The following is a 26,300-nucleotide window of genomic DNA, read 5'->3' as shown; positions in this document are numbered from 1 at the left end:
AGAAGTCTAGGTGTGGATTCGTGAGCCGGATGTGAAAGAAAGATCAAAAGATCGCAGGCTACGCCAGCTCCTACGGGTGTACGCGTGGCCATTGTAGGAGCTGCCGCAGGCTGCGATCTTTTAGTAGTGATACCACTTCACCTCAAGCATGACCTCAGTCTCAGGCGTCGCTACATGGCTGAACTCACGCTGTGCCGTCAGGCGCAAACCAAGGTTGCGCGACAATTCCCACTGCTGATTCAGGCTCAAGCTGCGGCGCACTTCGCCGTTGGTGAAGTAATCTCCTTTGGCTTCCAGGCTGAGGTTGCCCAGCGGATTTTTCCACAGCACGCCGGTGTTGAAACCTGCCGCTGGTGAAACAAATTCGGCGAAGTCATTGTTGTGTTCGACCCGCACCGTGCCCAGGGCAAAACCCAGCACATCTTCGCCGAGCTGCCAGGTGCCACCGCCGCCACCGTTGACGTGGCTGACCAGCGTTTCATCGTCATGCTTGCCCGGTACACGCTCCAGTCCGCCAGTGACTTGCCATGAGAGCGGTTGCAGCAACTCGTTGCGCGGCGTCAGGGAGCGGATGGTCGCCAGATCAAGCTGCTGAAACTGCCAGCGATTGCCTTCGTACTGGCGCAGTTTCATCTGCAGGATTTCGATTTGCGCGCCGAGCGGGAAACTTTCAGCATTGTCGTTGAGGTCGTGATAGGCCATGCGCAAGCCGTACTCGGCAAACGCCTCGTCGCCCCGGGTGCCGAGGCCGGCCTGCCAGGTGCGCGATTCATGACCGTCTTCGGGCAAGCCCGGGCGTGGAATATCGAGATCCGGCGCGGGGTTCTGGTTGATCGCCCGAAGCAGTTCGAAGCTGCGCTGAGCCCGCTCAGGATCGCGCTCCTGGCCGTTGGCGCGGTAGCGTTCCAAACGGTAAGAAGCGTCGATGATCAGCGCCTGACGGTCGCGTGGTTGCGCCTTGAACGCTGGGTCTTGCAATTGTTTCTGATCGGCGCTGACCTTCAGTACCCACTGCTGCTCTTCATCGGTCAACGGCTCGGCACGGCTCAACAGTTCGCGTTCGCGGGACGGACGATACTCGATGGACTCCACCAGGCCGGCTTCTTTCACGGCTTTGACGGTGTCGGTCGGAATGGCGGTCAGCGGGAACTGTTCGGTCAGGCGCAAGCTTGGACGTGCGACCTGGAGCAATTCCAGCAGGCGATAGGAGCAGTTTTCGTCGAAGAAGAAATAGTCGAACTGGATCTGTTTCAATTCCCAGACATGCTCGACCATGCGCGCGGTTTCTGCCTGTGTCAGGTTCAGCCGGTATTCCCACAGATCGCGGTTTTCGAGGCTGCGGTACTCCGAGAGTTTTTCCTGATACGGCACCAGCGCAAACAGCCCTGGGTAGCCCCCCATCAAGCCTTTCCAGGCATAGAGAATGCTGTTGTCCGAGCCTTCGATGTAGGCGCCGAAGTTGATCGCGTAGCTGAGTAGCGACGTCTTGTCGCTCTGAACATCGGCCTGGTCGATACGCAGCAAGGTGTGGCCGAACATCGACGACGGGCTATTGAGGTAGGCCGCAGGGAAGATCATCACGGCACTGTGGGGCGAGACGTCCTTGAACCACTGCTTGAATTCAGCGCATTCGAGCGTCGGCAGATCGGTCAGGTTGAGCTGTGACTTCAGCCAGCGGGTGCGGGACGGATAAACACACTGGGCGTGTTTTTCTCCTGCACTGGCCGGCGCGTACAGCGCTTGCACGGTGGCTGCGAGTTCGCGGTCCGGGTGTTCATTGCCGTCAGGGGCGATAAAGAATTTCTTGTCACTGACGTAACTGCGCCAGCCACCGAGCTTGGCGGTTTCGTAGTGGCCCAGGGAAATCCAGAAAGGGTCGTTGGCCAGTTGCTGCAAACGTTGAGGGTCGATGTGTGGCGCGGCGGACAGCGGGGCGCAGACACAGAGCGCCAGCCAGGCAAGGCGTTTGAGCATAGTGGGCAACTTAGAATTCGAGAATAAAGACCCAAAAGTGCGGGCCAAAAAGAGCCAGGTTCAAAAAATAAAACCCGCTCCTCGAAAGGAGCGGGTCGGTCGAGCTTAAGCTTGAGTTGCGTACTTGGCCAGACGAGGATCGGATTTCAGGATGGCCAGGGTGTTGGTATGCACGTCTTCAGCGGTTACGTCAGCCTTGCTGAAGATTTGCTGGAAGTGCTCGTGAGTCACAGCAGCGAAGTGCGCACGGTCTTCCGGCGCCACGCCCAGTACCACGGCATAGGTAGTCAGCGCTTCGCCGTTACCTTTGGCCATGTCTTCGGACAGCTCGTTCATCATGCCATTCATGGCAAACCAGGATTTGCCGCCATAGGTCAGCGATGCGTTGGTCGAGCAACCGTTAGTGCCGGATGTCATACCAAACGTTGCGTTACCGGAAGTGCCGTTGGTGGTGGATGCCAGGAAGTGAGCCGGAGTGCCACGCTGACCTTCGAACAGCATGTTGCCCCAACCGCAATCCGGGCCGCCTGGCGCCTGAGCCATGGCGTTGATGGATACAGCGGTGAAGAGAGTACCGAGAAGAATCCGTTTCATAGCTTTGTTCTCTTTATGTGCATACCAATGGACAGGGTCTGGCCCGATCTGGCGCCAGTGGGCCGGTTATTGTTCCAGCCGCGCAATTTGGAGTTTAGGCACGTTCCAAGGGTTCCGTGATTTTTTCCAAAACATTTGATCTAAACGCTGTTTTTCACCCGGCCCGCCTGGAGATGGCGGGTTGTCTATGCTTTGCCTATAGGCGCGCCTTGCAAGTGGGGTATGGGCAGCGCCAGAATGCCGCTATCTGCCCCGCCTGATGTAAGGAAGCCCGATGCCTGATCCTGTTGCTGCCAGCTTGCGTCTAGCGCCTGAAGCGCTAACCCGTCCGTTTTCCGCTGAACAGTTCAGCTTCTCTACCACCAATGATCTGGAGCCCTTCCGCGGTGTGCTCGGCCAGGAACGTGCGGTCGAAGCCTTGCAGTTCGGCGTGGCCATGCCACGCCCCGGTTACAACGTTTTTGTCATGGGTGAGCCCGGCACTGGCCGGTTCTCGTTCGTCAAACGCTATCTGAAAGCCGAAGGCAAGCGCCTGCAGACCCCGGCGGACTGGGTCTACGTCAATAATTTCGACGAACCGCGCGAGCCCCGTGCGCTGGAATTGCCATCGGGTACTGCCGGTGCGTTTATCGGCGACATCAACGCTTTGATCGACAACTTGCTGGCGACATTCCCGGCGGTGTTCGAACACCCGTCCTACCAGCAAAAGAAAAGTGCCATCGACCGCGCCTTCAACCAGCGCTATGACAAGGCACTGGACATCATCGAACGTCTGGCGCTGGAGAAGGACGTCGCGCTCTACCGCGATGCCAGCAATATTGCGTTCACGCCGATGGCTGAAGGCAAGGCACTGGATGAAGCGGAATTTGCGCAACTGCCCGAGGCGGATCGTGAACGCTTCCACGACGACATCTCTGGACTGGAAGAGCGGCTGAACGAAGAGCTCGCCAGCCTGCCGCAATGGAAGCGCGAGTCGAGCAATCAACTGCGTCAGCTCAACGAAGAAACCATCACCCTGGCCTTGCAGCCTTTGCTGTCTCCGTTGTCGGAGAAATACGCAGAGAACGCGGCCGTCTGCGGCTATCTGCAAGCGATGCAGGTGTACCTGCTCAAGACCGTGGTCGAGCAACTGGTGGACGACAGCAAAGTCGACGCCGTGGCGCGCAAGATGCTGGAAGAGCAATACGCGCCGAGCCTGGTCGTGGGGCATTCGTCCAGTGGCGGTGCGCCGGTGGTGTTCGAGCCGCACCCGACATACGAAAACCTGTTCGGCCGCATCGAATACAGCACCGATCAAGGGGCGCTCTACACGACGTATCGCCAGCTGCGACCGGGTGCGTTGCATCGGGCCAATGGTGGTTTCCTGATACTTGAAGCGGAAAAGATGCTCAGCGAGCCGTTCGTGTGGGATGCGCTCAAGCGTGCCTTGCAATCGCGCAAGCTGAAGATGGAGTCGCCGCTGGGTGAGCTAGGCCGTCTGGCCACGGTAACGCTGAACCCGCAACACATTCCGTTGCAGGTCAAAGTCGTCATCATTGGCGCTCGCCAGTTGTATTACACGCTGCAGGACCTTGATCCGGACTTCCAGGAGATGTTCCGCGTTCTGGTGGATTTCGATGAAGACATCCCGATGGTCGACGAGAGCCTGGAACAGTTCGCCCAGTTGCTGAAAACCCGAACGTCGGAGGAGGGCATGGCGCCGCTGACCGCTGATGCGGTGGCACGTCTGGCGACCTACAGTGCGCGTCTGGCTGAGCATCAGGGGCGTCTTTCGGCGCGTATCGGCGATCTGTTCCAGTTGGTCAGCGAAGCGGATTTCATTCGTCACCTGGCGGCGGATGAAATGACTGATGCCGGACATATCGAACGTGCGCTCAAGGCCAAGGCGACCCGCACCGGGCGAGTTTCGGCGCGGATTCTCGATGACATGCTGGCCGGGATTATCCTGATCGACACCGATGGCGCGGCCGTGGGCAAATGTAACGGGCTGACCGTATTGGAAGTCGGTGACTCGGCATTCGGTGTGCCGGCGCGGATTTCCGCCACCGTGTATCCGGGTGGCAGCGGTATCGTCGACATCGAGCGCGAGGTCAACCTGGGCCAACCGATCCACTCCAAAGGCGTGATGATCCTCACGGGTTACCTGGGCAGTCGTTATGCCCAGGAATTCCCGCTGGCGATTTCCGCGAGTATCGCGCTGGAGCAATCCTACGGTTACGTGGATGGCGACAGTGCATCGCTGGGCGAGGCATGCACACTGATTTCGGCCTTGTCGAAAACGCCGCTCAAGCAGTGTTTTGCGATTACCGGGTCGATCAACCAGTTCGGTGAAGTGCAGGCGGTGGGCGGGGTCAACGAGAAAATCGAAGGCTTCTTCCGGCTCTGTGAAGCTCGCGGCTTGACCGGTGAGCAAGGCGCGATTATTCCCCAGGCGAACGTTGCGACCCTGATGCTCGACGAGAAGGTGCTGGCCGCGGTGCGTGCCGGGCAGTTCCATGTGTACGCGGTACGGCAGGCCGATGAGGCCTTGAGCCTGTTGGTGGGCGAGCCGGCGGGTGCACCTGATGAGAACGGCGAGTTCCCTGAGGGCAGTGTCAACGCGAGGGTCGTGGAGCGCTTGCGCGTGATTGCGGAAATGATCAGTGAAGAAGATCTGAAGGAAGCAGAAAAAGAAGCGGCGCTGGAGGCGTTGGTAGAGGCCAAGCCTGCGTAACCCACAACCCGTGTATGAGCAAAGCTTGCTCGCGATGAGGGATTAACGTTCAACATCAGGTTGAATGAAAGTCCGAAATCGCGAGCAAGCTCGGCTCCAACAGAAAGCCATAAAGTGACATCAAACTGACGTCAAACTTCACACAATGACCGCTCGGCGCCTTCTGGTCTCAGTTGGCATGCTAGCCATACTTTTCTTCTATTCTCAGCTCAAGGATATCGACAGTAATCACTGGATCGAGACAGCCTTCTCGTGGGGGCTGAATACCGGATCTACCGAGGGTCGCCGCCATGTCGCGCAACCTCTGCCTCACCCGTCAATGCCTGGGCCTTGTGACCCGGATCGAATGTGCCATCCGCCCGCTGGCGGGGGATACGGGCATGTGGACATTACTTTTTGCCGCTGGAATGGCCGGCGAACAACCTTCAGCCATCAAAGCCCAAGGGCCGTTTCATGGGCCTTTCGTGGCCGAATCGATCCTCGACACCATCGTTGAAAGCCTGACGCTACATGGTTACGAGCTGGCCGATGACCCGCAAATCTGGTGCCTGCATCTGCAGGCCCAGCTGCGGGAAATCAATGGCGGTCGCAACCGCAATCCCGGTGGTTTCGAGTTCCGGCCTGATCATTGAATCCGGTCATTGGGATAGCTATTGAGCAAGGCTGGACGTATCAGCCTTGTCGAGCTTGACCTCGAAACCGTATTGCACGGTGGTGAGATCGGTTCGTTGATAGGTTTCCAGTCGGGTGGGGCGCCCGTAAAAATAATGCACGCCTACCAATGCCGGGCCTTCCGCGCTCGCATCATGGCTGACTGAAAGAATTTCCTTCAAATAATTACCGCTGTCGTCCCGGGCGAAGAAACGCCAGTCCTGGGCGGGATAAGTCTTGAGATCGACCACCAGAGCGTTGCCTTTGAGCTCAAGGCCTTTGGGCAGTTGATGGGACTCCAGGGTTTTCTGCTCGACGGTGGCCAGGAATAGCGGCATCGAGCCCACGACGTACGCGGGCGTCTCGGGAAACAGATTCAGGTCGTAGGTGATGGTGCCGCGCAATGGATCGACCTGGTAAGCCTCAGGAGGCAGTTCGATCGGTTCATCGCGTTTGCCTTGACCGTCTTCGGTAAAAAAGCTGACAGGGCTGTCACCGGGATTGAAGGAGTTGCCGAGCAGTTCGTCATTGAAGCTTTTGGCATGATCGAACTCGATGCGCGCCGCGCTTGGGTCTTCGACCGACTGACGGATGCTGACACCTTTCTTCAACTGGTCTTCTTTTAGCGTCGCGCCTTTTAACCAGGTCGGCGCCTGGTCGTCATAGACCACCACGGGGAGATTTAACGTCTGGATGGTTTTTTCCGTGGTGTGTGAATCGAACCGACGAACTGGCAGGTTTAGGTCCTTGCGGGTGACCGTGGCAGCCGAGAAGTCCAATACGTTGACTTCGAGGGTGTCGATCGGCCCGTTGAAATACACCTTGGAGTAGTGGTGGGTTTGTTGTTTTTCAAAGGCGCGTTGTTCTTCATCGAGCTGCTTTTCGAACGCCTCGCTCCACTCCTTCTGCTGTTGCATGCGTGCCAGTTGTTTTTGATAAAAAGCGATCTGCTCTGCGGTTTCGTTTATCGACCCTGAGCGCGAGAGAAATTGCCCGGTGGTGTCTTTCGCCTGAACGACCAGCGGATTAATTGGCGTCTCGTTTACTTCGGGTGCCAATGGCGCGCTGTTGTTGAACTCGATCTCTGCGTAGTTGTTTTCAAGTTTCAGCAACTTGACGCTGAGGTTGTCATTGGTGCGTGTCTGGCCGACGTCTTTTTTCGTCAGGTCAAAGCTGTACAGCCGGCGTGGCGCAATCACTTCAACTTTGCCTTGCAGGCTCACCGGTTGCGGCTGATTTTTGTTTTCGACGTCGAGGCCATCGATGAAGGGATAGGTCACCGTCAGATCATCGGGATTGGTCAGGTTGGAGCTTGAGGGGCTCAACTGGATGCCGGGGTCGGTTTCCGACCACTCTGGCTGGAATGGGATCACGCGCTTATTGCTCAGGGTTACCGATTGCCATTCCAGGCCGTGAGGGAAGAGAAACGCGTCGGGGATATTGAAACTGAACGGGAACACCGGCTGCAGATCGGTCAGGTAGTCGGAGCTGGAATCCTTGTGCAGCACAAACAGGCCGCAGATGTAGGTGTCGACCAGCGCCTGAGGGGTGGGGTAGTGCTTGAGCACGGCCAGTGCATCGTCGCTGTATCCGGTTTCCACAGGTTTGCTGTCAAGCTTGAGTTGCGCCCGTTCGAGCAACAGCAGGGAGCCGCCGAGTTCGGCCACGGCGCCCTTGAGCTTCGGATCCTGGATGGCATCCAGTGATTTTTCGAATTGCGCAGTCTTTTCTTCGAGGCTGATCTCGCGTTTCTCATCGCTGGGCGAGCAACCGCTCATCAGCAGGGCGAGGCAAATGCCGGCACTCGTTAAAGGTAATCGCACATCCATTTTCCAGTCTTCCTGTCCGTTGCAGCTGGGCTGTCAATAGTTTGGACACTAGCAGAAAAACCTTGTGACAAACGCGCAGGTTGCGGATTCCGGACGGTTTCTGGGTGTAACGAGCGGCTGTTATACTCGCGGCCATTTCCAGCCCTTGTGTGAGATTCAATGGAACGCTTTATCGAAAATGCAATGTACGCCTCCCGCTGGTTGCTGGCGCCGATCTACTTCGGCCTGTCGCTCGGCCTGCTGGCGTTAGCGCTGAAATTCTTCCAGGAAGTGTTTCACGTCATCCCTAACGTGTTCTCCATGGCGGAATCGGATCTGATTCTGGTGCTGTTGTCGCTGATCGACATGGCGTTGGTGGGTGGTTTGCTGGTGATGGTGATGATTTCCGGTTACGAGAACTTCGTCTCCCAGCTGGACATTGATGACGACAAGGAAAAGCTCAACTGGTTGGGCACCATGGACTCGTCTTCCCTGAAGATGAAAGTTGCGGCGTCTATCGTGGCGATTTCGTCCATTCACCTGCTGCGGATTTTCATGGACGCCAAGAACGTCGATCCCGAGCATTTGAAGTGGTACGTGATCATTCACATGACTTTCGTCATTTCGGCGTTTGCCATGGGTTATCTGGATAAGCTGACCAAGCACTGACGCACCCCGTTCTGCAGGAGCAAAGCTTGCTCGCGATCAGGGTCAATTCGGTTTCACTTCAAACCGCAGGGATGCCATCGCGATCAAGCTTTGGTCCACAGACAAGTGTGAAACTGACAAGCGGTGTGGTTTATGGCTTGTACTTTGATGCGGCGAGGCATATGCCTGTAAGGGTCCTGGTTCGCCACTGTCTGAGGTGCGTTCATGAACCTGCAAGAGCTGAATGCCTTTGCCATCGCCGGTAAGGTCGATGAGCTGAACCTGATATCGCTGGAAGGCGGTATTTATCTGTTGGAGGCGCGCATGCACGGTGCCGCCTACCCCTTGAGCGATGCCAGCGGTGGCATGTTCCACTTGCGCTCAGTGGAACACGCGCGTGAAGTGTTGCACGCTTTTCCAGCCTTGCCTTTCAACCTTGTGCACACCTCGGTGCATGACGAGATGTGCGGGCTGGGTGCCAGTGCCGAGGAAAGCCTGAAGGTGCCGATCGCCTTTCGTTCTGCATGGCACAACTGACGCCTCTCATCAACGCAATAGCATCTGTGCTAGTCTGCTGGCCCTTTTGGTTCCGGGCGCTCCGGGATGCGCTGTGCAAGCACGGCATGTTCCTGGGCCGTCCGCACAGCGGAGCAGTGTCATGTCCGAAGTAAATCTGTCCACCGACGAAACTCGCGTCAGCTACGGTATCGGCCGCCAGTTGGGCGACCAACTGCGCGACAACCCGCCGCCGGGCGTTAGCCTGGACGCGATCCTGGCGGGTCTGACCGACGCCTTCGCCGGCAAGGAAAGCCGCGTAGGTCAGGAAGAGATGTCCGCGAGCTTCAAAGTCATTCGTGAAGTCATGCAAGCCGAAGCAGCAGCCAAAGCTGAAGCAGCGGCGGGTGAAGGCCTGGCATTCCTGGCTGATAACGCCAAGCGTGACGGCATCACCACCCTGGCTTCCGGCCTGCAATTTGAAGTGCTGACCCAAGGTGATGGCGCCAAGCCAACCCGTGAAGATCAAGTGCGCACCCACTATCACGGCACTCTGATCGACGGCACTGTGTTCGACAGCTCCTACGAGCGCGGTCAGCCTGCTGAATTCCCGGTGGGCGGCGTTATCCCGGGTTGGACCGAGGCGCTGCAACTGATGAACGCCGGTAGCAAATGGCGTCTGTACGTGCCGAGCGAGCTGGCTTACGGCGCTCAAGGCGTTGGCAGCATTCCGCCGCACAGCGTACTGGTGTTTGACGTCGAGCTGCTCGACGTTCTGTAAAGCCGCTGGTTACCTGTAGGAGCGAGCTTGCTCGCGATGGACGTCAACGATGACGCGGCCATTCTGAATGAGCGCGGTGCCTTTGAATTCTTCGCGAGCAAGCTCGCTCCTACAGAGTTTGCGGTGTTTTTCATATTTCGAGTTTATGGTGCAGTTCATTTGCCGGGCGCAACGCTCGGGCATAACAGAATAGAAACAGGTTACGCACCAATTCCTTGAGCACCATCGGCTCGCTGGAACTCAAGCCGTTGACGTCCAGGTCACCCTGATCCTGCAGCTCGTTCAAGGCTTCCTCTTCAAGTACGGCACACACTTCCCCGGTCTCCCGATGCAGGATCCGCAGGTATGGGTGTGGACGGTCCAGCCAGGCATCGATCAAATAAGTCATGGTTCTCATCTCCATTGATTGGGGTTCAATGAGAATAATTCTTATTCATCAAATAGCAAGGACCTATTGGTGGTTTGCTTTTTTTTCCGGGTAAAGATTGCGTAAGGTCAAAACGACTGGCGTTTTGCTATTGCACGGGAAGAGGCGCAAAGGCTGGGGGAGGGATGAAGCACCATCCCACGCGGGCGCGGGATGGTATGGAGCAGATTCAGACTTTTCTGACGAACTCGGATTTGAGTTTCATCGGGCCAATGCCGTCGATTTTGCAGTCGATATCATGGTCGCCATCGCACAGGCGGATGTTCTTGACCTTGGTGCCCACCTTGACGACCAGAGATGTCCCCTTGACCTTGAGGTCCTTGATGACGGTGATGGTGTCACCGTCTTGCAGGACATTGCCGACCGAATCTTTCTTCACGGCGTCATCGGACGCTGCTTCAGCTTCGCCACTGGCGGACCATTCATGGGCGCACTCAGGGCAGATCAGCTGCTGGCCGTCTTCATAGGTGTATTCGGAATTGCATTTTGGGCAGGGTGGCAACGTGCTCACTAAAGCTCCTTGAATTCAGGACCGCTAAAAAGCGCACATTATATAGGGTTTTAGCCGAGGAGGGCGCGGATAGCAAAAGATCGCCGCTTCCGACGGCTCTCACAGGTGAACACAAAACCCTGTAGGAGCTGCCGGAGGCTGCGATCTTTTGATCTTAGTGCGTGCGGGCGACCGCAAACTCACTCAGTTCGACCAGCGCATCGCGGTATTCGCTGGCGGGCAGCGCGTCCAGGCATTTGATCGCGCGGGCCACGTATTCACGCGCCAGCTGGGCGGTGTACTCAAGCGAGCCTGAAGCTTCGACAGCTTCGCGGATACTTTCCAGGTCTTCGATACCGCCTTTCTGGATCGCCTTGCGCACCAGTGCCGCCTGTTCCGGCGTGCCTTCGCGCATGGTGTAGATCAGTGGCAGGGTCGGCTTGCCTTCGGCCAGATCGTCACCGACGTTCTTGCCCAGGGTTTCCGCGTCGCCCTTGTAGTCGAGGAGGTCGTCAACCAGCTGGAAAGCGACCCCGAGATGGTCGCCGAAGGTGCGCAACGCCTCGCTCTGTTCCGGCGTCGCACCGGCCAGGGCCGCGGCGCTGTGGGTGGACGCTTCGAAGAGCATGGCGGTCTTGCCGCGGATGACTTCCATGTAGGTTTCTTCGGTGGTGCTCGCGTCACGCACCTTCGACAGCTGCAGCACTTCGCCTTCGGCGATGATGCGGGTCGCTTGCGAAAGGATCTTCATCACTGGCATGGAGCCCAGTTCGACCATCATTTCAAAGGAGCGCGAATACAGGAAGTCGCCGACCAGCACGCTTGGGGCGTTACCCCACATGGCGTTGGCGGTCGAGCGGCCACGGCGCATGCCGGACATGTCGACGACGTCGTCATGCAGCAGGGTGGCGGTGTGCAGGAATTCGATGGTCGCGGCCAGCAGGCGCATGTCATCGCCTTCACGGCCCAGCGCCTTGCCGCAGAGCAACACTAATAAAGGACGCAGGCGTTTGCCGCCAGCCGAGGTGATGTAATCGCCGATTTTCGAAACCAGCGGCACTCGGGAAGTCAGCTGCTTCTTGATGATGCCGTCGACGGCGCTAAAATCGTCCGCCACCGCGCGGTAGAAAGCTTGGGGTTGCATCAGCGACAGTTGCTCCAGAAGGGTTGCGCGGCATGCTAGGACCCACGTCGGCGGGTGTCAAGGCGCGATGGACGGCCCCTTGCATCGCCTCAGCAGCTTGCGTACAATCGCGCACCCTGAACTTCCTGGGCAGCACCTGCCTTACGCAATTGCAATCGGGCCTTCCAGCCCAATGCAGCCATGCCAGCCAATACCTCTTCTTATAAAGAGCTGGGTGAGCAGGATTATCGGAGAAATACCATGTCTTATGCAGTAATCGTTACTGGTGGCAAGCAGTACAAAGTTGCTCCAGGTGAATACCTGAAGATCGAAAAACTGGAAATCGCTACCGGCGAATCCGTTACTTTTGATCGCGTTCTGTTGGTTGCCAATGGCGACGACGTGAATATCGGCGCTCCAGTTGTTGCTGGCGCTACCGTTGTGGCTGAAGTGATCTCCCAAGGTCGTCACGATAAAGTCCGCATCATCAAGTTCCGTCGTCGTAAGCACCACATGAAGCGTATGGGCCACCGCCAGTGGTACACCGAGATCAAAATCACCGGTATTCAGGCTTAATTTCAGCCTAATTCCTCACTAGGAGAATTGACTCATGGCACACAAAAAAGCTGGTGGTAGTACCCGTAACGGTCGCGACTCAGAAGCCAAACGCCTTGGCGTTAAGATGTATGGCGGCCAGAAAATCATTCCGGGCAACATCATCGTGCGTCAGCGCGGCACCCAATTCCACGCCGGTTACGGTGTTGGCATGGGTAAGGATCACACCCTCTTCGCGAAAATCGAAGGCGTGATCAAGTTCGAAGTAAAGGGCGCGTTCAACCGCCGTTACGTGAGCGTTGTCGCAGCTTAATTGCGCGATCGCTGGAAAAGCCCTGTCTCGCGACGGGGCTTTTTCGTTTGTGGGGTGAGTCTCTTGCAAAGCTGTTTGTAATGGGCTCCAGCGCTGGATTTGCGGTCGTTGATTGAGGTCGCTGCGCTCATTTTTGCAAGAGTCTTATGTCTAGATTTTCTCGGCTCGTCCGTATGACGAGAGGCGTTTTGTTATGAAGTTTGTTGATGAAGTATCGATTCGAGTAAAAGCCGGTGACGGCGGCAACGGTTGCATGAGCTTCCGTCGCGAAAAATTCATTGAAAACGGCGGCCCTAACGGCGGTGATGGTGGTGATGGCGGCTCGGTCTACATGCTCGCCGACGAAAACCTCAACACCCTGGTGGACTACCGTTACACCCGGCACTTTGATGCCGAGCGTGGTTCCAACGGCGGCAGCACCGACTGCACCGGCAAGAAGGGTGAAGAGCTGGTACTGCGGGTTCCTGTCGGTACTACTGTCATCGACTCGGCCACTCAGGAAGTGATCGGCGACCTGACCAAGGCAGGTCAGAAACTGCTGGTAGCTCATGGTGGCTGGCACGGTCTGGGCAACACCCGTTTCAAATCCAGTACCAACCGCGCTCCGCGTCAAACCACTCCGGGTAAGCCGGGTGAGGCGCGTGACCTGAAGCTGGAAATGAAGGTCCTGGCGGACGTTGGTCTGCTGGGTTTGCCGAATGCTGGCAAAAGTACTTTCATTCGTTCGGTCTCGGCCGCCAAGCCGAAGGTCGCCGACTACCCGTTCACCACGTTGGTGCCGAACCTGGGTGTGGTCAGCGTCGATCGCTGGAAAAGCTTTGTGGTCGCGGATATTCCGGGCCTGATTGAAGGCGCTTCCGATGGTGCGGGCCTGGGGATTCGCTTCCTCAAGCACTTGTCGCGTACCCGCCTGCTGTTGCATCTCGTAGATATGGCGCCGCTGGACGATGCAAGCGCGCCGGATGCTGCGGAAGTGATCGTCAGCGAGCTGACCAAATTCAGCCCGTCCCTGGCTGAGCGTGATCGTTGGTTGGTGCTGAACAAGTGCGACCAGATCCTTGAAGAAGAGCACGATGCTCGCGTCAAGGAGATCGTTGATCGTCTGGAGTGGACTGGTCCTGTTTATGTGATCTCGGCCATCTCCAAGCTCGGTACCGAGCGTCTGTGCCACGACATCATGCGTTACATGGAAGACCGTGCCGATCGCCTGGCGAACGACCCGGCTTACAAGGAAGAATTGGCCGAACTCGATCAGCGTATCGAAGACGAAGCCCGTGCGCAGCTGCAAGCCCTGGATGATCAGCGTGCTCTGCGTCGCAGCGGCGTGAAGTCGGTCCATGACATCGGCGACGATGACTGGGATGAAGAAGATGTGGATGACGAAGACGGTCCGGAAATCATTTACGTGCGTGACTGATTCGTTGCGATAAACTTAAGCGCCGCTCACCAGAGCGGCGTTTTAGTATCTGGAAATCGATCATGGGTCACGAATAACCACGATTAACGTCACGGGCAGCGCTGGGTCGCGCTGTCCTCAAGCTAAGGTTGAAGATGATGCGGAGCAAGGTGACAGGTGCGCAGCGTTGGGTCGTGAAGATCGGCAGCGCTTTGCTGACGGCGGACGGCAAAGGCCTGGATCGCGCGGCAATGAGTGTCTGGGTTGAGCAGATGGTGGCCTTGCATGAGGCGGGTGTCGAGCTGGTGCTGGTGTCCTCCGGGGCGGTGGCGGCCGGCATGAGCCGCCTGGGCTGGAGCGTGCGACCCAGTGCGATGCACGAGCTTCAGGCTGCTGCCGCAATCGGCCAGATGGGCCTGGTGCAGGCGTGGGAGTCGAGCTTTGCCGAACATGGCCGGCACACTGCGCAGATCCTCCTGACGCACGACGACTTGTCCGATCGCAAGCGCTACCTCAATGCCCGCAGTACCTTGCGTGCACTGGTTGAGCTGAAAGTGATTCCGGTCATCAACGAGAACGACACCGTCGTCACCGATGAAATCCGCTTTGGCGACAATGACACGCTTGCGGCGCTGGTGGCCAACCTGGTTGAGGCTGATCTGCTGGTGATCCTCACCGATCGCGACGGCATGTTCGACGCCGATCCGCGTAACAATCCCGATGCCAACCTGATTTACGAGGCCCGCGCCGATGATCCGGCGCTGGATGCGGTGGCGGGTGGCACAGGTGGTGCGTTGGGGCGTGGTGGTATGCAGACCAAATTGCGTGCTGCGCGTCTGGCGGCTCGTTCGGGTGCTCACACCATCATTGTGGGTGGGCGCCTGGAGCGCGTGCTGGATCGCCTGAAAGCGGGCGAGCGCATCGGCACCTTGCTGTCGCCTGAGCGCGGCATGCTGGCGGCGCGCAAGCAGTGGTTGGCCGGCCATCTGCAAACCCGCGGCACGCTGGTGCTGGATGCGGGGGCGGTAACGGCGTTGTCCAAGGGCAACAAGAGTTTGCTGCCGGTGGGCGTCAAGCTGGTTCAAGGCAGCTTCCGTCGTGGCGAGATGGTGGTGTGCGTGGCTCCGGATGGTCGTGAGATCGCCCGAGGCCTGGCGAACTACAGCGCGCTCGAAGCACAAAAAATCATTGGTCAGTCGTCTGAGGCGATTGTCGGTCTGTTGGGTTATATGGCGGAGCCTGAACTGGTTCACCGCGATAACCTGATTCTGGTCTGAAGGAATACCTGAATGCGCGTGGCAAAAGGATTGTTGGGTCTGCTGTTGGCGATGCCGTTGCTGGCTTCAGCCGAAGAGATTGGTCAGGTATCGACAGTGTTCAAATTTGTCGGGCCGAATGACCGTATCGTTGTCGAGGCGTTTGATGATCCTAAGGTTGAGGGCGTGACTTGTTACCTGTCGCGTGCCAAGACCGGAGGAGTGAAGGGTGGTTTGGGGTTGGCAGAAGATCGCGCTGAGGCGTCCATTGCCTGTCGTCAGGTCGGCCCTATCAGCTTCAAGGGGGAGCTCAAGGACGGGGACGAGGTGTTCAAGGAGCGCACGTCGCTAGTGTTCAAGACCATGCAGGTGGTGCGGTTCCTCGATAAGAAGCGCAATACGCTGGTGTACCTGGTCTACAGCGATCGCTTGATCGAAGGCAGTCCACAGAATGCGGTAACGGCTATTCCGATCCTGCCGTGGGCGCACGTCCAGTAATCTGACGAAGATCCAAATTGTAGGAGTGAGCCTGCTCGCGATAGCGGTGGAACAGTCGACATCAGTGTTGAATGTTGCCCCGCTATCGCGAGCAGGCTCACTCCTACATTTTTTTGTGCGGTGTCTGCCAAATCGCAGGCAATAAAAAACCGACCCTGAGGTCGGTTTTTTAACAAGCTTATCGCTTATGCGGCTACAGCAAGGTTCAGAGCCTTGACGTGACCGTTCAGGCGGCTCTTATGGCGAGCAGCCTTGTTCTTGTGGATGATGCCTTTATCGGCCATACGGTCGATAACTGGCACGGCCAGAACGTAAGCAGCTTGAGCTTTTTCAGCGTCTTTTGCGTCAATGGCTTTAACTACATTCTTGATGTAGGTACGAACCATGGAACGCAGGCTGGCGTTGTGGCTGCGACGCTTCTCAGCCTGTTTTGCACGTTTTTTGGCGGAAGGTGTGTTGGCCACCGTCGAGCTCCTCGAAAGACTTTTTAGGAAATAGCAAACAAAATAGGCCGCGAATCATGCCGATGAGTTGTTGTCTTGTCAAGGGCGGTTGAGACGTTCCGCTAAGTGGTAGGTATAAAGAGGCGGGATATTTATTTCCGGCGCTTGACCTGTAAACTCGCGAGCTTTGGCTCTGTGCTGCTGCGGCGCGGAGTATCGCATAAGTAGGCGCTTTGTTCGCCTGCTGTTTATCGACAGGCACAAACTCTTTCAATGAATCTGCTCAAATCGTTGGCCGCCGTCAGCTCTATCACGATGCTTTCCAGGATTCTGGGGTTCGTTCGTGACACGCTCATCGCACGTACTTTTGGCGCAGGGATGGCGACAGACGCCTTCTTTATTGCCTTCAAATTGCCCAATCTGTTGCGGCGTATCTTCGCCGAGGGGGCATTTTCCCAGGCGTTCGTGCCAATTCTCGCGGAATACAAAAGCCAGCAGGGTGAAGAAGCGACGCGAACGTTTATTGCTTACGTCTCCGGCCTGCTGACGCTGGTGCTCGCACTGGTCACTGCGTTGGGCATGATCGCCGCGCCGTGGGTTATCTGGGCGACGGCGCCAGGGTTCACCACTACGCCGGAAAAATTCGAGCTCACATCCAGCCTTTTGCGAGTGACCTTTCCTTACATATTGCTCATCTCCCTGTCATCACTGGCCGGGGCGATCCTCAATACCTACAACCGCTTCTCGGTGCCGGCCTTCGTGCCGACACTGCTCAACGTCAGCATGATTATTTTTGCGGTGTTCCTGACGCCGTACTTCGATCCGCCGGTCATGGCGCTCGGATGGGCAGTTCTGGTGGGTGGTCTGGCGCAGTTGCTATATCAGCTGCCGCACCTGAAAAAGATCGGCATGCTCGTGCTGCCGCGCCTGAATCTGCGCGACACCGGTGTGTGGCGGGTGATGAAACAGATGCTCCCGGCCATTCTCGGCGTGTCCGTGAGCCAGATTTCGCTGATCATCAACACGATCTTCGCCTCGTTCCTGGTCGCAGGCTCCGTTTCCTGGATGTATTACGCCGACCGCCTCATGGAATTGCCATCCGGTGTGTTGGGCGTGGCGTTAGGAACGATTCTGTTGCCAACCCTGGCCAAGACCTATGCCAGCAAGGATCGTCACGAGTATTCGCGGATTCTCGATTGGGGTCTGCGCCTGTGTTTCGTGCTGGTGCTGCCATGCTCGCTGGCGCTGGGTATTCTCGCCGAACCGCTGACGGTCTCGTTGTTCCAGTACGGCGAGTTCAGCGCTTTTGATGCGTCCATGACTCAACGGGCCTTGATTGCGTATTCCGTCGGTTTGCTCGGAATCATCGTGATTAAAGTGTTGGCGCCGGGCTTTTACGCACAACAAAACATCCGGACACCGGTAAAAATCGCGATTTTTACCCTCGTCGTGACGCAGTTGTTCAATCTGGTGCTGATCGGGCCGCTCGCACATGCCGGTCTGGCGTTGGCAATCAGCGCGGGTGCCTGTATCAATGCCGGGCTGCTTTTTTATCAGCTGCGTAAGCAACAGATGTATCAGCCTCAGCCCGGCTGGGGGAAGTTCGGTCTCAAGCTGGTGATTGCCGTGCTGGTGATGTCCGGTGTTTTACTGGCAGGGATGCATTTCATGCCGGCCTGGGCCGAGGGTCACATGCTGGAAAGGTTCCTGCGTCTGGGGGCTTTGGTCGCTGCTGGCGTGATCGCCTATTTCGGTATGCTGTTTTTGATGGGCTTTCGTTTACGCGACTTCAATCGCAAGGCGTTGAGTTGAACGTCACGACGCGATAAACACGGGCGAGTCGGTGTTTTTGTCGGCTCGATCACTTTGGGTTACGGTGTTGCCTGTCGTCGGCCGCCGGGTGTGGTTATAATCGACCACTTTATGAGCAAGAAGCGCGTTATGCAGCTGGTTCGAGGCCTCCACAATCTGCGCCCCCAGCATCGGGGCTGTGTCGCCACTATTGGCAACTTTGACGGTGTTCACCGTGGCCACCAGGCAATCCTGGCGAGGCTCCGTGAGCGTGCGCTCGAGTTGGGCGTGCCCAGCTGCGTGGTCATTTTCGAGCCGCAACCGCGAGAGTTTTTCGCTCCGGACACGGCGCCAGCCCGTCTGGCCCGGCTGCGAGACAAACTGCAGCTGCTGGCCGACGAAGGCGTAGACCGCGTTTTGTGCCTGGCCTTCAACCAACGCCTGAGCAAGCTCAGCGCCAGCGAATTCGTCGATACTATTCTGGTGGATGGCCTGGGCGTTCAGCACCTGGAGGTCGGTGACGACTTCCGTTTCGGCTGTGACCGGGTGGGGGACTTCGATTTCCTGCAACAGGCCGGCGTCATGCAGGGCTTTACCGTAGAAGCGGCGCAAACCGTGGAACTGGACGGTATTCGCGTCAGCAGTACGCAGGTTCGCAATGCCTTGGCCGCTGCTGATTTTGCCTTGGCCGAGCGTCTGCTGGGGCGTCCCTACAGGATTGCCGGCCGGGTATTGCATGGTCAGAAGCTGGCGCGCCAATTGGGTACGCCCACGGCCAACATCCAGCTCAAGCGTCGTCGGGTTCCACTGACCGGTGTTTACCTGGTCAATGTCGATATCGACGGCAAGACCTGGCCTGGCGTCGCCAACATTGGCGTGCGGCCAACGGTTCAGGGCGATGGCAAGGCTCACCTCGAAGTACATCTTTTAGATTTTGCCGGCGATCTGTATGACCGGCGTTTGACGGTGGTTTTCCACCACAAGCTGCGTGAAGAGCAGCGTTTCGCCTCTCTGGAGGCGCTTAAGACGGCGATCAATGCGGATGTCGCCGCCGCCCGTGCCCTGTCGCACCTAGCGCCAATCGCTAATGAAGAGCCTTAAATGACCGACTATAAAGCCACGCTAAACCTTCCGGACACCGCCTTCCCAATGAAGGCCGGCCTGCCTCAGCGCGAACCGCAGATTCTGCAGCGCTGGGACAGCATTGGCCTGTACGGTAAGTTGCGCGAAATTGGCAAGGATCGTCCGAAGTTCGTGCTTCACGACGGTCCTCCGTACGCCAACGGCACGATTCACATCGGTCACGCACTGAACAAGATTCTCAAGGACATGATCATCCGCTCGAAAACCCTGTCGGGTTTCGATGCGCCTTATGTTCCGGGATGGGACTGCCACGGCCTGCCGATCGAGCACAAAGTCGAAGTGACCCACGGCAAGAACCTGGGTGCGGATAAAACCCGCGAACTGTGCCGTGCCTACGCCACCGAGCAGATCGAAGGTCAGAAATCCGAATTCATCCGTCTCGGCGTGTTGGGCGACTTTGCCAATCCGTACAAGACCATGGACTTCAAAAACGAGGCGGGTGAAATCCGTGCCCTGGCGGAAATCGTCAAGGGCGGCTTCGTGTTCAAGGGCTTGAAGCCAGTGAACTGGTGCTTCGACTGCGGCTCGGCTCTTGCCGAAGCTGAAGTCGAGTACGAGAACAAGAAGTCTGCGACCATCGACGTGGCCTTCCCGATTGCCGACGAGGCCCAACTGGCTGCGGCTTTCGGTCTGTCGTCGCTGACCAAGCCCGCTTCGATCGTGATCTGGACCACCACGCCGTGGACCATCCCCGCCAACCAGGCGCTGAACGTACACCCGGATTTCAATTACGCCCTGGTCGACGTCGGCGACAAGCTGCTGGTGCTGGCTGAAGAGCTGGTCGAGTCTTGCCTGGCCCGTTACAGCCTGGAAGGTTCGGTCATCGCGACCACGACCGGTAAAGAGCTGGAACTGATCAACTTCCGTCATCCGTTCTACGATCGCCTGTCGCCCGTATATCTGGCCGACTACGTTGAGCTGGGCGCTGGCACTGGCGTGGTTCACTCCGCCCCGGCTTACGGCGTGGACGACTTCGTGACTTGCAAGAAATACGGCATGGTCAACGATGACATCCTCAATCTGGTGCAGAGCAACGGCGTCTACGTTCCGTCGCTGGAGTTTTTCGGCGGCCAGTTCATCTGGAAAGCCAACCCGGCCATCGTCGACAAGCTGACCGAGGTCGGTGCGCTGCTGCACACCACCATCATCGAACACAGCTACATGCACTGCTGGCGTCACAAGACTCCGCTGATCTATCGCGCCACCGCGCAATGGTTCATCGGCATGGACAAAGAGCCTGCCACTGGCGAAACCCTGCGCAAGCGGGCAATCAAAGCGATCGAAGAGACCAAGTTTGTGCCGGCCTGGGGCCAGGCGCGCCTGCACTCGATGATCGCCAACCGTCCTGACTGGTGCATTTCCCGTCAACGCAACTGGGGCGTGCCGATTCCGTTTTTCCTGAACAAGGAAAGCGGCGAGCTGCACCCACGTACCGTTGAACTGATGGAAGAAGTCGCCAAGCGCGTAGAAGTCGAAGGCATCGAAGCCTGGTTCAAGATGGACGCTGCCGAACTGCTCGGTGACGAAGCGCCGCAGTACGACAAGATCAGTGACACCCTCGATGTCTGGTTCGATTCAGGCACCACGCATTGGCACGTCCTGCGCGGTTCGCATCCGATGGGCCACGAAACCGGCCCGCGTGCCGACCTGTACCTCGAAGGCTCCGACCAGCACCGCGGGTGGTTCCACTCCTCGCTGCTGACCGGTTGCGCAATCGACAATCACGCGCCATACCGCGAACTGCTGACTCACGGCTTCACTGTCGACGAGTCTGGCCGCAAGATGTCCAAGTCTCTGGGTAACGTGATCGCGCCGCAAAAGGTCAATGACACCCTGGGCGCCGACATCATGCGTCTGTGGGTGGCTTCCACCGATTACTCGGGTGAAATGGCGGTTTCCGAGCAGATTCTGCAGCGCAGCGCGGACGCTTACCGGCGTATCCGTAACACCGCTCGCTTCCTGCTTTCCAACCTGACCGGTTTCAACCCGGCCACCGATATCCTGCCGGCCGAAGAAATGCTGGCACTGGATCGTTGGGCCGTGGACCGTACCTTGCTGCTGCAGCGCGAGCTGCAAGAGCACTATGGCGAATACCGCTTCTGGAACGTCTACTCCAAGATCCATAACTTCTGCGTGCAGGAGCTGGGCGGTTTTTACCTCGACATCATCAAGGACCGTCAGTACACCACTGGCGCCAACAGCAAGGCTCGCCGTTCAGCGCAAACCGCGCTGTACCACATCTCCGAAGCGCTGGTGCGCTGGATCGCGCCGATCCTGGCGTTCACCGCTGATGAACTGTGGGAATACCTGCCGGGCGAGCGTAACGAATCGGTGATGCTCAACACCTGGTACGAAGGCCTGACCGAGTTGCCGGAAAATGTTGAATTGGGCCGCGCCTATTGGGAGCGGATCATGGCGGTGAAGGTAGCGGTCAACAAGGAAATGGAAATCCAGCGCGCGGCCAAGGCTGTCGGTGGCAACCTGCAAGCCGAAGTCACGCTGTTTGCCGAAGAGGCGTTGAGCGCCGACCTGGCCAAGCTGAGCAACGAACTGCGCTTTGTGCTGATCACCTCGACCGCCAGCGTTGCACCTTTCGTGCAGGCACCGGCCGACGCGGTGGTCACCGAAGTCAGCGGTCTGAAGCTTAAAGTGGTCAAGTCGAGCTTCGCCAAGTGCGCCCGTTGCTGGCACTGCCGTGAAGACGTTGGCGTGAACCCGGAGCATCCGGAAATCTGCGGTCGTTGTGTCGACAACATCAGCGGCGCTGGCGAGGTTCGCCACTATGCCTAATGGCGTTGGTCGTTTCGGACGACTGAGCTGGCTCTGGTTGAGCTTGCTGGTTCTGGTCATTGACCAGGCCAGCAAGTTCTACTTCGAAGGCTCGCTGAGCATGTACCAGCAAATCGTGGTGATCCCCGATTACTTCAGCTGGACCCTGGCCTACAACACGGGCGCTGCGTTCAGCTTCCTGGCCGACAGCTCCGGCTGGCAGCGCTGGCTGTTTGCGTTGATCGCGATTGTGGTCAGTGCCGTGCTGGTGGTCTGGCTCAAGCGGCTGGGGCGCAACGAAACCTGGCTGGCGGTTGCGCTGGCCCTGGTGCTCGGTGGCGCGCTGGGCAATCTGTATGACCGCATTGCCTTGGGCCATGTGATCGATTTCATCCTGGTGCATTGGCAGAACCGCTGGTATTTCCCGGCGTTCAACTTTGCCGACAGTGCTATTACTGTCGGTGCCGTGATGCTTGCACTGGATATGTTCAAAAGTAAAAAGACCGGAGAAGCCGTTCATGACTGAACACGTATTGGCTGAGCAACGCATCCGCCAGAACACGGAAGTCACCTTGCACTTCGCACTGCGCCTGGAGAACGGCGACACTGTCGACAGCACCTTCGACAAAGCCCCGGCGACCTTCAAGGTCGGTGATGGCAACCTGTTGCCAGGGTTCGAAGCAGCACTGTTTGGCTTCAAGGCGGGCGACAAGCGTACGCTGGCGATTGCGCCGGAAAACGCGTTTGGCCAGCCCAACCCGCAGAATGTGCAGATCATCCCGCGCTCGCAGTTCCAGGGCATGGACCTGTCTCCGGGCTTGTTGGTGATCTTTAACGATGCGGCGAATACCGAGTTGCCGGGCGTGGTGAAAGAGTTCGATGATGAGCAGGTGACCATCGACTTCAATCATCCGTTGGCTGGCAAGACATTGACGTTTGACGTTGAGATCATCAGCGTCACATCGCTGTAAATTGTGGTAACAAGCCTTTGTGGCGAGTGGATTTATCCCCGTTCGATAGCGAAGCAATCGTAAATAAGGCACCCCGTTCTCATTCAAGACCGTGGTGGTTGGGTTTAGGGTCGCTTCGCACCCTAACGGGGCGGTGCGACGTTTCGCTAAATCCCCTCGCCACAGCAGGCTTGTTCCCACAGTAGATTTTTCACTGTTTTCGCTATTTCTTGCGCGCAAGACACGAGGCACAGCATGCAAATCAAACTCGCCAATCCCCGTGGCTTCTGCGCCGGTGTGGACCGGGCGATCGAAATCGTCAACCGCGCCCTGGAAGTTTTCGGGCCGCCGATCTATGTGCGCCACGAAGTGGTGCATAACAAATTCGTCGTTGAAGACCTGCGGGCTCGCGGGGCAATCTTCGTCGAAGAACTGGATCAGGTGCCGGATGACGTCATCGTGATCTTCAGTGCCCACGGCGTCTCCCAGGCGGTCCGTACCGAAGCCGCTGGCCGCGGCCTGAAGGTGTTCGACGCAACGTGCCCGCTGGTGACCAAGGTGCACATCGAAGTCGCGCGCTACAGCCGTGACGGGCGCGAATGCATCCTCATCGGCCACGCCGGTCACCCGGAAGTCGAAGGCACCATGGGTCAGTACGATGGCAGCAATGGTGGTGCGATCTACCTGGTCGAAGACGAAAAAGATGTCGCCGCGCTGCAAGTGAGCAATCCTGAAAGGCTCGCGTTCGTGACCCAGACCACGCTCTCCATGGACGATACCAGTCGTGTCATTGACGCTCTGCGTGCGCGTTTCCCGGCGATCGGTGGTCCACGCAAGGACGACATCTGCTACGCCACGCAAAACCGGCAGGACGCGGTCAAGCAATTGGCTGATGAATGTGACGTGGTGTTGGTAGTCGGCAGCCCTAACAGCTCCAACTCCAATCGCCTGCGTGAACTGGCTGAACGCATGGCGACTCCGGCCTACTTGATCGACGGCGCCGAAGACCTGCAAAAGAGCTGGTTCGACGGTGTCGAGCGGATCGGCATTACTGCCGGCGCCTCCGCACCGGAAGTACTGGTGCGTGGTGTGATCCAGCAGTTGCAGGCGTGGGGTGCTACCGGTGCCGATGAATTGGCCGGGCGCGAGGAAAACATCACGTTCTCCATGCCCAAGGAATTACGCGTCCGTTCCCTTCTCTGAATTTTCTCCTCCCACGCATAACGTCTGTGCAGTTTTATCACTGCGCAGGCTGACGCGGCCGTTGGAAGCCAGCACCACCTGGTGTTGGCTTACCGGCTCGCTGATTGCACACACATGTAATGTTCCATTTTGAAATCCTCTACTTGCTGGTCTGCCAAGACCGGTGAATCGTATGGATGTCGTAACATGCGTGTTGCCGACAATCGGCGCGCCAATGCCACTTTGACGCTCGATCAACACCGGATTGTCGCTGTCCTCATACCCCTTGCCGCTGACATCCACAATGATTCGCCACCCCTGGCTCCAATCGCCATTGATGCCGTGAATCATCACTGTCTGATTGCGCGTGATCGCCTCGCTTCGCGCGCTGCGTACACCGGCGACCAAACTCTTCGCCGCTTCTTCGCGTTGGTTCGATTCGGTAAGTGCTGCGAACGCCGGACTGACCAGCGACAGAACAATCCCGGCAATCGTCAGTCCCATAAGCAGTTCGATCAGGCTGAAACCTTGCTGGCGCATGACATCTCCCTCCCTGGAGTGTGGTGACACGCACATTCGAGCGCGACTAATGGCAAAACAACCCTACATCTGCCGGCTGAATGCTCTAGCGTGTAACAGCAGGTATAGCCGACGGCAACGGAGGGCATCGATGGATCATCGTACAAAAGGTTTCACGCTGATCGAGTTGTTGGTCGCGCTCGCCATCTTTCTGATCCTGATCACGCTGGCGGTACCGGCGTTCACCAGTTCGGTTCAAGGGACCAAGGCTGATACCGAGATCGGTGACCTGCGACGCGCTTTGAATTTCGCGCGACTGGAGGCGATCGACCGGGGCATCACCACACGGGTTCGTCCGACGGCGGGTGGTAGTGTCTGGACCGGTGAATTGACGGTGTACGACGGTATTGGCACGCCCGCCAATGTATTGCGGGTTGTTCCCGCAATGAGCAGCGGCGCGACTCTGACGCTACCCTCAGGAGTGACCGCCATCGATTTCAACAACCTGGGCGGGTTGTCGGCACCTTCCACTGCGGTGGCGATCAGCTATGCGCTGGGCGCGCAAAGCAGGACACTGAATGTGTGTTTGAACGGACGAATCATATTGAGCGGAAATTGCGGATGAGGGGATGGAGCAAACGCGCACAGGAAGGCACGACGCTGATTGAAGTCCTGGTTGCGATGTTGATTCTGGCTGTGGGCCTGTTGGGGGCGGCGGCCATTCAACTCAATGCGTTGAAGTACACCGACAGCTCGCGGATGACCAGTCAGGCCAGTTTTATTGCCTACGACATGATGGATCGAATTCGCGCCAACTCGGCAGCCGATTACACGGTCACGCCACCCACCTCGGCCAACCTGAGCGTCGCCCGGGATCAGGATCTTTACGATTTCACCACCAACATCGCCAGCGCCCTTGGCGCCACCGCCACAGGCAGCGTCGCCCTTAATCAGCGGGTATACACCATCACAATTACCTGGGATGACTCCCGAGCCGCCAACACCGCCAATGCCCGTCGCAGTTTTGTATTGACCAGTCGTGCGACCGTCGACCCGGTGTCTACACCATGACCCGGCGCGACAGCGGTTTCGGCCTGGTCGAACTATTGATCGCCACGGCGTTGAGTCTGATCGTGGTGCTGGGCGTCGCGCAGATTTTTATCGCTGCCAAAAATACCTATGTCACCCAGAACAGCGCGGCCAACATGCAGGAAGATGCACGCTTCGTGCTGAGCAAGATGATTCAAGAGATTCGCATGGTGGGCATGTTCGGTTGTTTGGGGGCTATTACCGAGGCTGTTCCGGGCAGCGACTTTAACACCCATCAAATCACGCCCATCAGTTGGGACAACGCCAACCTTAAACTCACGCTCGTGACCGCTGATGTTGGGGGGAGCGGGGGGACGCCGACCTGGACTGTGATTTCCGACTGCCGAAGTACCGCGACGGCCTACCCCCAGACCAGGGCACCTGCCTCAGGGCAGCTGGCGTTTCCGATTCGACGATTGATCTATAGCCTGAAAAATGGACAGCTGACGATGGGGGCGGGAATTGGTTCGCCGACTCAGTATGTGCTCGTGGATAACGTCAGCGCGTTCAATGTGAGCTTTGGCCTCGCCAGTTCTGCCACGGAGGCTGCTGCCTCCAGTTACAGCAGTAATCCTTCAGACCCCGCGCGAATCCGCAGCGTGCGACTGACGTTGACGCTCACGGACCCCGACAAGCGGGTACGCGATCAAACCTTCAACGTGGTTGCCGCCTTGCGCAACCGCTTGCCATGA

General features: G+C 57.8%; 28 protein-coding genes. 19 read left to right on the top strand and 9 right to left on the bottom strand.

The window, feature by feature from the left end; all coding sequences use genetic code 11:
• Positions 1-120: 120 nt before the first annotated feature.
• Both AC3ZVB_RS22355 and AC3ZVB_RS22350 read right to left on the bottom strand, forming a co-directional pair.
• Positions 121-1,974: an Lnb N-terminal periplasmic domain-containing protein gene (locus tag AC3ZVB_RS22355; RefSeq protein WP_490147761.1), complete on the bottom strand. Its 1,854-nt coding sequence runs from the start codon at positions 1,972-1,974 to the stop codon at positions 121-123.
• A 105-nt stretch (positions 1,975-2,079) separates the two neighbouring features.
• Positions 2,080-2,568 carry a DUF3015 domain-containing protein gene (locus AC3ZVB_RS22350; protein ID WP_162437771.1) on the bottom strand — a complete coding sequence of 163 codons (489 nt, stop codon included), beginning with the start codon at positions 2,566-2,568 and terminating at the stop codon, positions 2,080-2,082.
• A 274-nt stretch (positions 2,569-2,842) separates the two neighbouring features.
• On the opposite strand from AC3ZVB_RS22350, the gene AC3ZVB_RS22345 reads away from it, so the two are divergent.
• Entirely contained in the window at positions 2,843-5,281 is a 2,439-nt protein-coding gene (locus tag AC3ZVB_RS22345; RefSeq protein WP_490147760.1) for a Lon protease family protein, read from the top strand.
• Positions 5,282-5,571: 290 nt separating this feature from the next.
• A complete protein-coding gene (locus AC3ZVB_RS22340; protein WP_162437773.1) occupies positions 5,572-5,913 on the top strand; it encodes a PA4575 family protein in 342 nt (113 codons plus the stop codon).
• Between the two features lie 18 nt (positions 5,914-5,931).
• Here AC3ZVB_RS22340 and AC3ZVB_RS22335 read toward each other — a convergent pair whose 3' ends face one another.
• On the bottom strand, positions 5,932-7,761 hold the full coding sequence (locus tag AC3ZVB_RS22335) for a hypothetical protein (RefSeq protein ID WP_490147759.1): 1,830 nt from the start codon (positions 7,759-7,761) through the stop codon (positions 5,932-5,934).
• Between the two features lie 159 nt (positions 7,762-7,920).
• Here AC3ZVB_RS22335 and AC3ZVB_RS22330 point away from each other — a divergent pair, with 159 nt between their 5' ends.
• The 3 genes from AC3ZVB_RS22330 to bamJ all read left to right on the top strand — a co-directional run bounded on the left by AC3ZVB_RS22330 (position 7,921) and on the right by bamJ (position 9,664).
• Entirely contained in the window at positions 7,921-8,409 is a 489-nt protein-coding gene (locus AC3ZVB_RS22330; protein WP_033054284.1) for a TIGR00645 family protein, read from the top strand.
• 204 nt (positions 8,410-8,613) lie between these two features.
• Positions 8,614-8,925, top strand: a complete 312-nt coding sequence (locus tag AC3ZVB_RS22325; RefSeq protein WP_194692804.1) for a DUF6482 family protein — start codon at positions 8,614-8,616, stop codon at positions 8,923-8,925.
• A gap of 121 nt (positions 8,926-9,046) precedes the next feature.
• Positions 9,047-9,664 (top strand): BamJ family beta-barrel-assembly machinery protein, encoded by a 618-nt coding sequence (gene bamJ, locus AC3ZVB_RS22320; RefSeq protein ID WP_162437776.1) that lies wholly within the window; start codon positions 9,047-9,049, stop codon positions 9,662-9,664.
• A 130-nt stretch (positions 9,665-9,794) separates the two neighbouring features.
• Here bamJ and AC3ZVB_RS22315 read toward each other — a convergent pair whose 3' ends face one another.
• The 3 genes from AC3ZVB_RS22315 to AC3ZVB_RS22305 all read right to left on the bottom strand — a co-directional run bounded on the left by AC3ZVB_RS22315 (position 9,795) and on the right by AC3ZVB_RS22305 (position 11,725).
• Positions 9,795-10,052, bottom strand: coding sequence for a PA4570 family protein (locus AC3ZVB_RS22315; protein WP_162437777.1), 258 nt, complete (start codon positions 10,050-10,052; stop codon positions 9,795-9,797).
• A 208-nt stretch (positions 10,053-10,260) separates the two neighbouring features.
• Positions 10,261-10,602 (bottom strand): zinc ribbon domain-containing protein YjdM, encoded by a 342-nt coding sequence (locus AC3ZVB_RS22310; protein ID WP_162437778.1) that lies wholly within the window; start codon positions 10,600-10,602, stop codon positions 10,261-10,263.
• A 154-nt stretch (positions 10,603-10,756) separates the two neighbouring features.
• Complete coding sequence (locus tag AC3ZVB_RS22305; RefSeq protein WP_490147758.1) at positions 10,757-11,725, bottom strand: polyprenyl synthetase family protein; 969 nt, start codon at positions 11,723-11,725, stop codon at positions 10,757-10,759.
• Positions 11,726-11,965: 240 nt separating this feature from the next.
• Between AC3ZVB_RS22305 and rplU the strand changes: the two genes are divergently transcribed.
• From rplU to AC3ZVB_RS22280, 5 genes are all read left to right on the top strand, one after another.
• Complete coding sequence (rplU, locus tag AC3ZVB_RS22300; protein ID WP_003176051.1) at positions 11,966-12,280, top strand: 50S ribosomal protein L21; 315 nt, start codon at positions 11,966-11,968, stop codon at positions 12,278-12,280.
• Between the two features lie 34 nt (positions 12,281-12,314).
• Positions 12,315-12,572: a 50S ribosomal protein L27 gene (gene rpmA, locus AC3ZVB_RS22295; protein WP_003176049.1), complete on the top strand. Its 258-nt coding sequence runs from the start codon at positions 12,315-12,317 to the stop codon at positions 12,570-12,572.
• Between the two features lie 193 nt (positions 12,573-12,765).
• Entirely contained in the window at positions 12,766-13,989 is a 1,224-nt protein-coding gene (gene cgtA, locus AC3ZVB_RS22290; RefSeq protein WP_162437780.1) for an Obg family GTPase CgtA, read from the top strand.
• 137 nt (positions 13,990-14,126) lie between these two features.
• Complete coding sequence (gene proB / locus AC3ZVB_RS22285; RefSeq protein WP_162437843.1) at positions 14,127-15,245, top strand: glutamate 5-kinase; 1,119 nt, start codon at positions 14,127-14,129, stop codon at positions 15,243-15,245.
• Between the two features lie 12 nt (positions 15,246-15,257).
• Positions 15,258-15,722: a CreA family protein gene (locus AC3ZVB_RS22280; protein ID WP_150701499.1), complete on the top strand. Its 465-nt coding sequence runs from the start codon at positions 15,258-15,260 to the stop codon at positions 15,720-15,722.
• 185 nt (positions 15,723-15,907) lie between these two features.
• Here the strand turns inward: AC3ZVB_RS22280 and rpsT are convergent, their stop codons facing one another.
• A complete protein-coding gene (rpsT, locus tag AC3ZVB_RS22275; RefSeq protein WP_008154937.1) occupies positions 15,908-16,186 on the bottom strand; it encodes a 30S ribosomal protein S20 in 279 nt (92 codons plus the stop codon).
• Positions 16,187-16,438: 252 nt separating this feature from the next.
• On the opposite strand from rpsT, the gene murJ reads away from it, so the two are divergent.
• A complete protein-coding gene (gene murJ, locus AC3ZVB_RS22270) occupies positions 16,439-17,977 on the top strand; it encodes a murein biosynthesis integral membrane protein MurJ (RefSeq protein WP_162437781.1) in 1,539 nt (512 codons plus the stop codon).
• Between the two features lie 3 nt (positions 17,978-17,980).
• On the opposite strand, the gene AC3ZVB_RS22265 is transcribed toward murJ, so the two are convergent.
• Entirely contained in the window at positions 17,981-18,199 is a 219-nt protein-coding gene (locus AC3ZVB_RS22265; protein ID WP_162437760.1) for a hypothetical protein, read from the bottom strand.
• On the opposite strand from AC3ZVB_RS22265, the gene ribF reads away from it, so the two are divergent.
• From ribF to ispH, 5 genes are all read left to right on the top strand, one after another.
• The gene (gene ribF, locus AC3ZVB_RS22260; RefSeq protein WP_490147757.1) at positions 18,107-19,057 is read left to right on the top strand and encodes a bifunctional riboflavin kinase/FAD synthetase; all 951 of its coding nucleotides are present in this window, start codon (positions 18,107-18,109) and stop codon (positions 19,055-19,057) included. The genes AC3ZVB_RS22265 and ribF overlap by 93 nt on opposite strands.
• Entirely contained in the window at positions 19,058-21,889 is a 2,832-nt protein-coding gene (gene ileS, locus AC3ZVB_RS22255; RefSeq protein ID WP_490147756.1) for an isoleucine--tRNA ligase, read from the top strand.
• The gene (gene lspA / locus AC3ZVB_RS22250) at positions 21,882-22,394 is read left to right on the top strand and encodes a signal peptidase II (protein WP_162437784.1); all 513 of its coding nucleotides are present in this window, start codon (positions 21,882-21,884) and stop codon (positions 22,392-22,394) included. The genes ileS and lspA overlap by 8 nt, the downstream gene beginning before the upstream one ends.
• Positions 22,387-22,839 carry an FKBP-type peptidyl-prolyl cis-trans isomerase gene (gene fkpB, locus AC3ZVB_RS22245; protein ID WP_490147755.1) on the top strand — a complete coding sequence of 151 codons (453 nt, stop codon included), beginning with the start codon at positions 22,387-22,389 and terminating at the stop codon, positions 22,837-22,839. Before lspA ends, fkpB begins: the two co-directional genes overlap by 8 nt.
• 234 nt (positions 22,840-23,073) lie before the next feature.
• The gene (gene ispH, locus AC3ZVB_RS22240; protein WP_162437786.1) at positions 23,074-24,021 is read left to right on the top strand and encodes a 4-hydroxy-3-methylbut-2-enyl diphosphate reductase; all 948 of its coding nucleotides are present in this window, start codon (positions 23,074-23,076) and stop codon (positions 24,019-24,021) included.
• On the opposite strand, the gene AC3ZVB_RS22235 is transcribed toward ispH, so the two are convergent.
• Positions 23,998-24,540: a GspH/FimT family pseudopilin gene (locus tag AC3ZVB_RS22235; protein WP_490147754.1), complete on the bottom strand. Its 543-nt coding sequence runs from the start codon at positions 24,538-24,540 to the stop codon at positions 23,998-24,000. The two genes, ispH and AC3ZVB_RS22235, sit on opposite strands and share 24 nt — an antisense overlap.
• Before the next feature lie 130 nt (positions 24,541-24,670).
• Between AC3ZVB_RS22235 and AC3ZVB_RS22230 the strand changes: the two genes are divergently transcribed.
• Genes AC3ZVB_RS22230 through AC3ZVB_RS22220 form a run of 3 tightly spaced genes read left to right on the top strand, consistent with a single transcriptional unit; the run spans position 24,671 to position 26,300 of the window.
• Positions 24,671-25,144 carry a GspH/FimT family pseudopilin gene (locus AC3ZVB_RS22230; RefSeq protein WP_194692798.1) on the top strand — a complete coding sequence of 158 codons (474 nt, stop codon included), beginning with the start codon at positions 24,671-24,673 and terminating at the stop codon, positions 25,142-25,144.
• Positions 25,141-25,590, top strand: a complete 450-nt coding sequence (gene pilV, locus AC3ZVB_RS22225) for a type IV pilus modification protein PilV (protein WP_162437789.1) — start codon at positions 25,141-25,143, stop codon at positions 25,588-25,590. The genes AC3ZVB_RS22230 and pilV overlap by 4 nt, the downstream gene beginning before the upstream one ends.
• A complete protein-coding gene (locus tag AC3ZVB_RS22220) occupies positions 25,587-26,300 on the top strand; it encodes a PilW family protein (RefSeq protein ID WP_490147753.1) in 714 nt (237 codons plus the stop codon). The genes pilV and AC3ZVB_RS22220 overlap by 4 nt, the downstream gene beginning before the upstream one ends.

The sequence above is a fragment of the Pseudomonas sp. MDV22-iso1 genome, from assembly GCF_058145095.1.
This window is presented reverse-complemented; position numbering and strand designations above follow the sequence as displayed.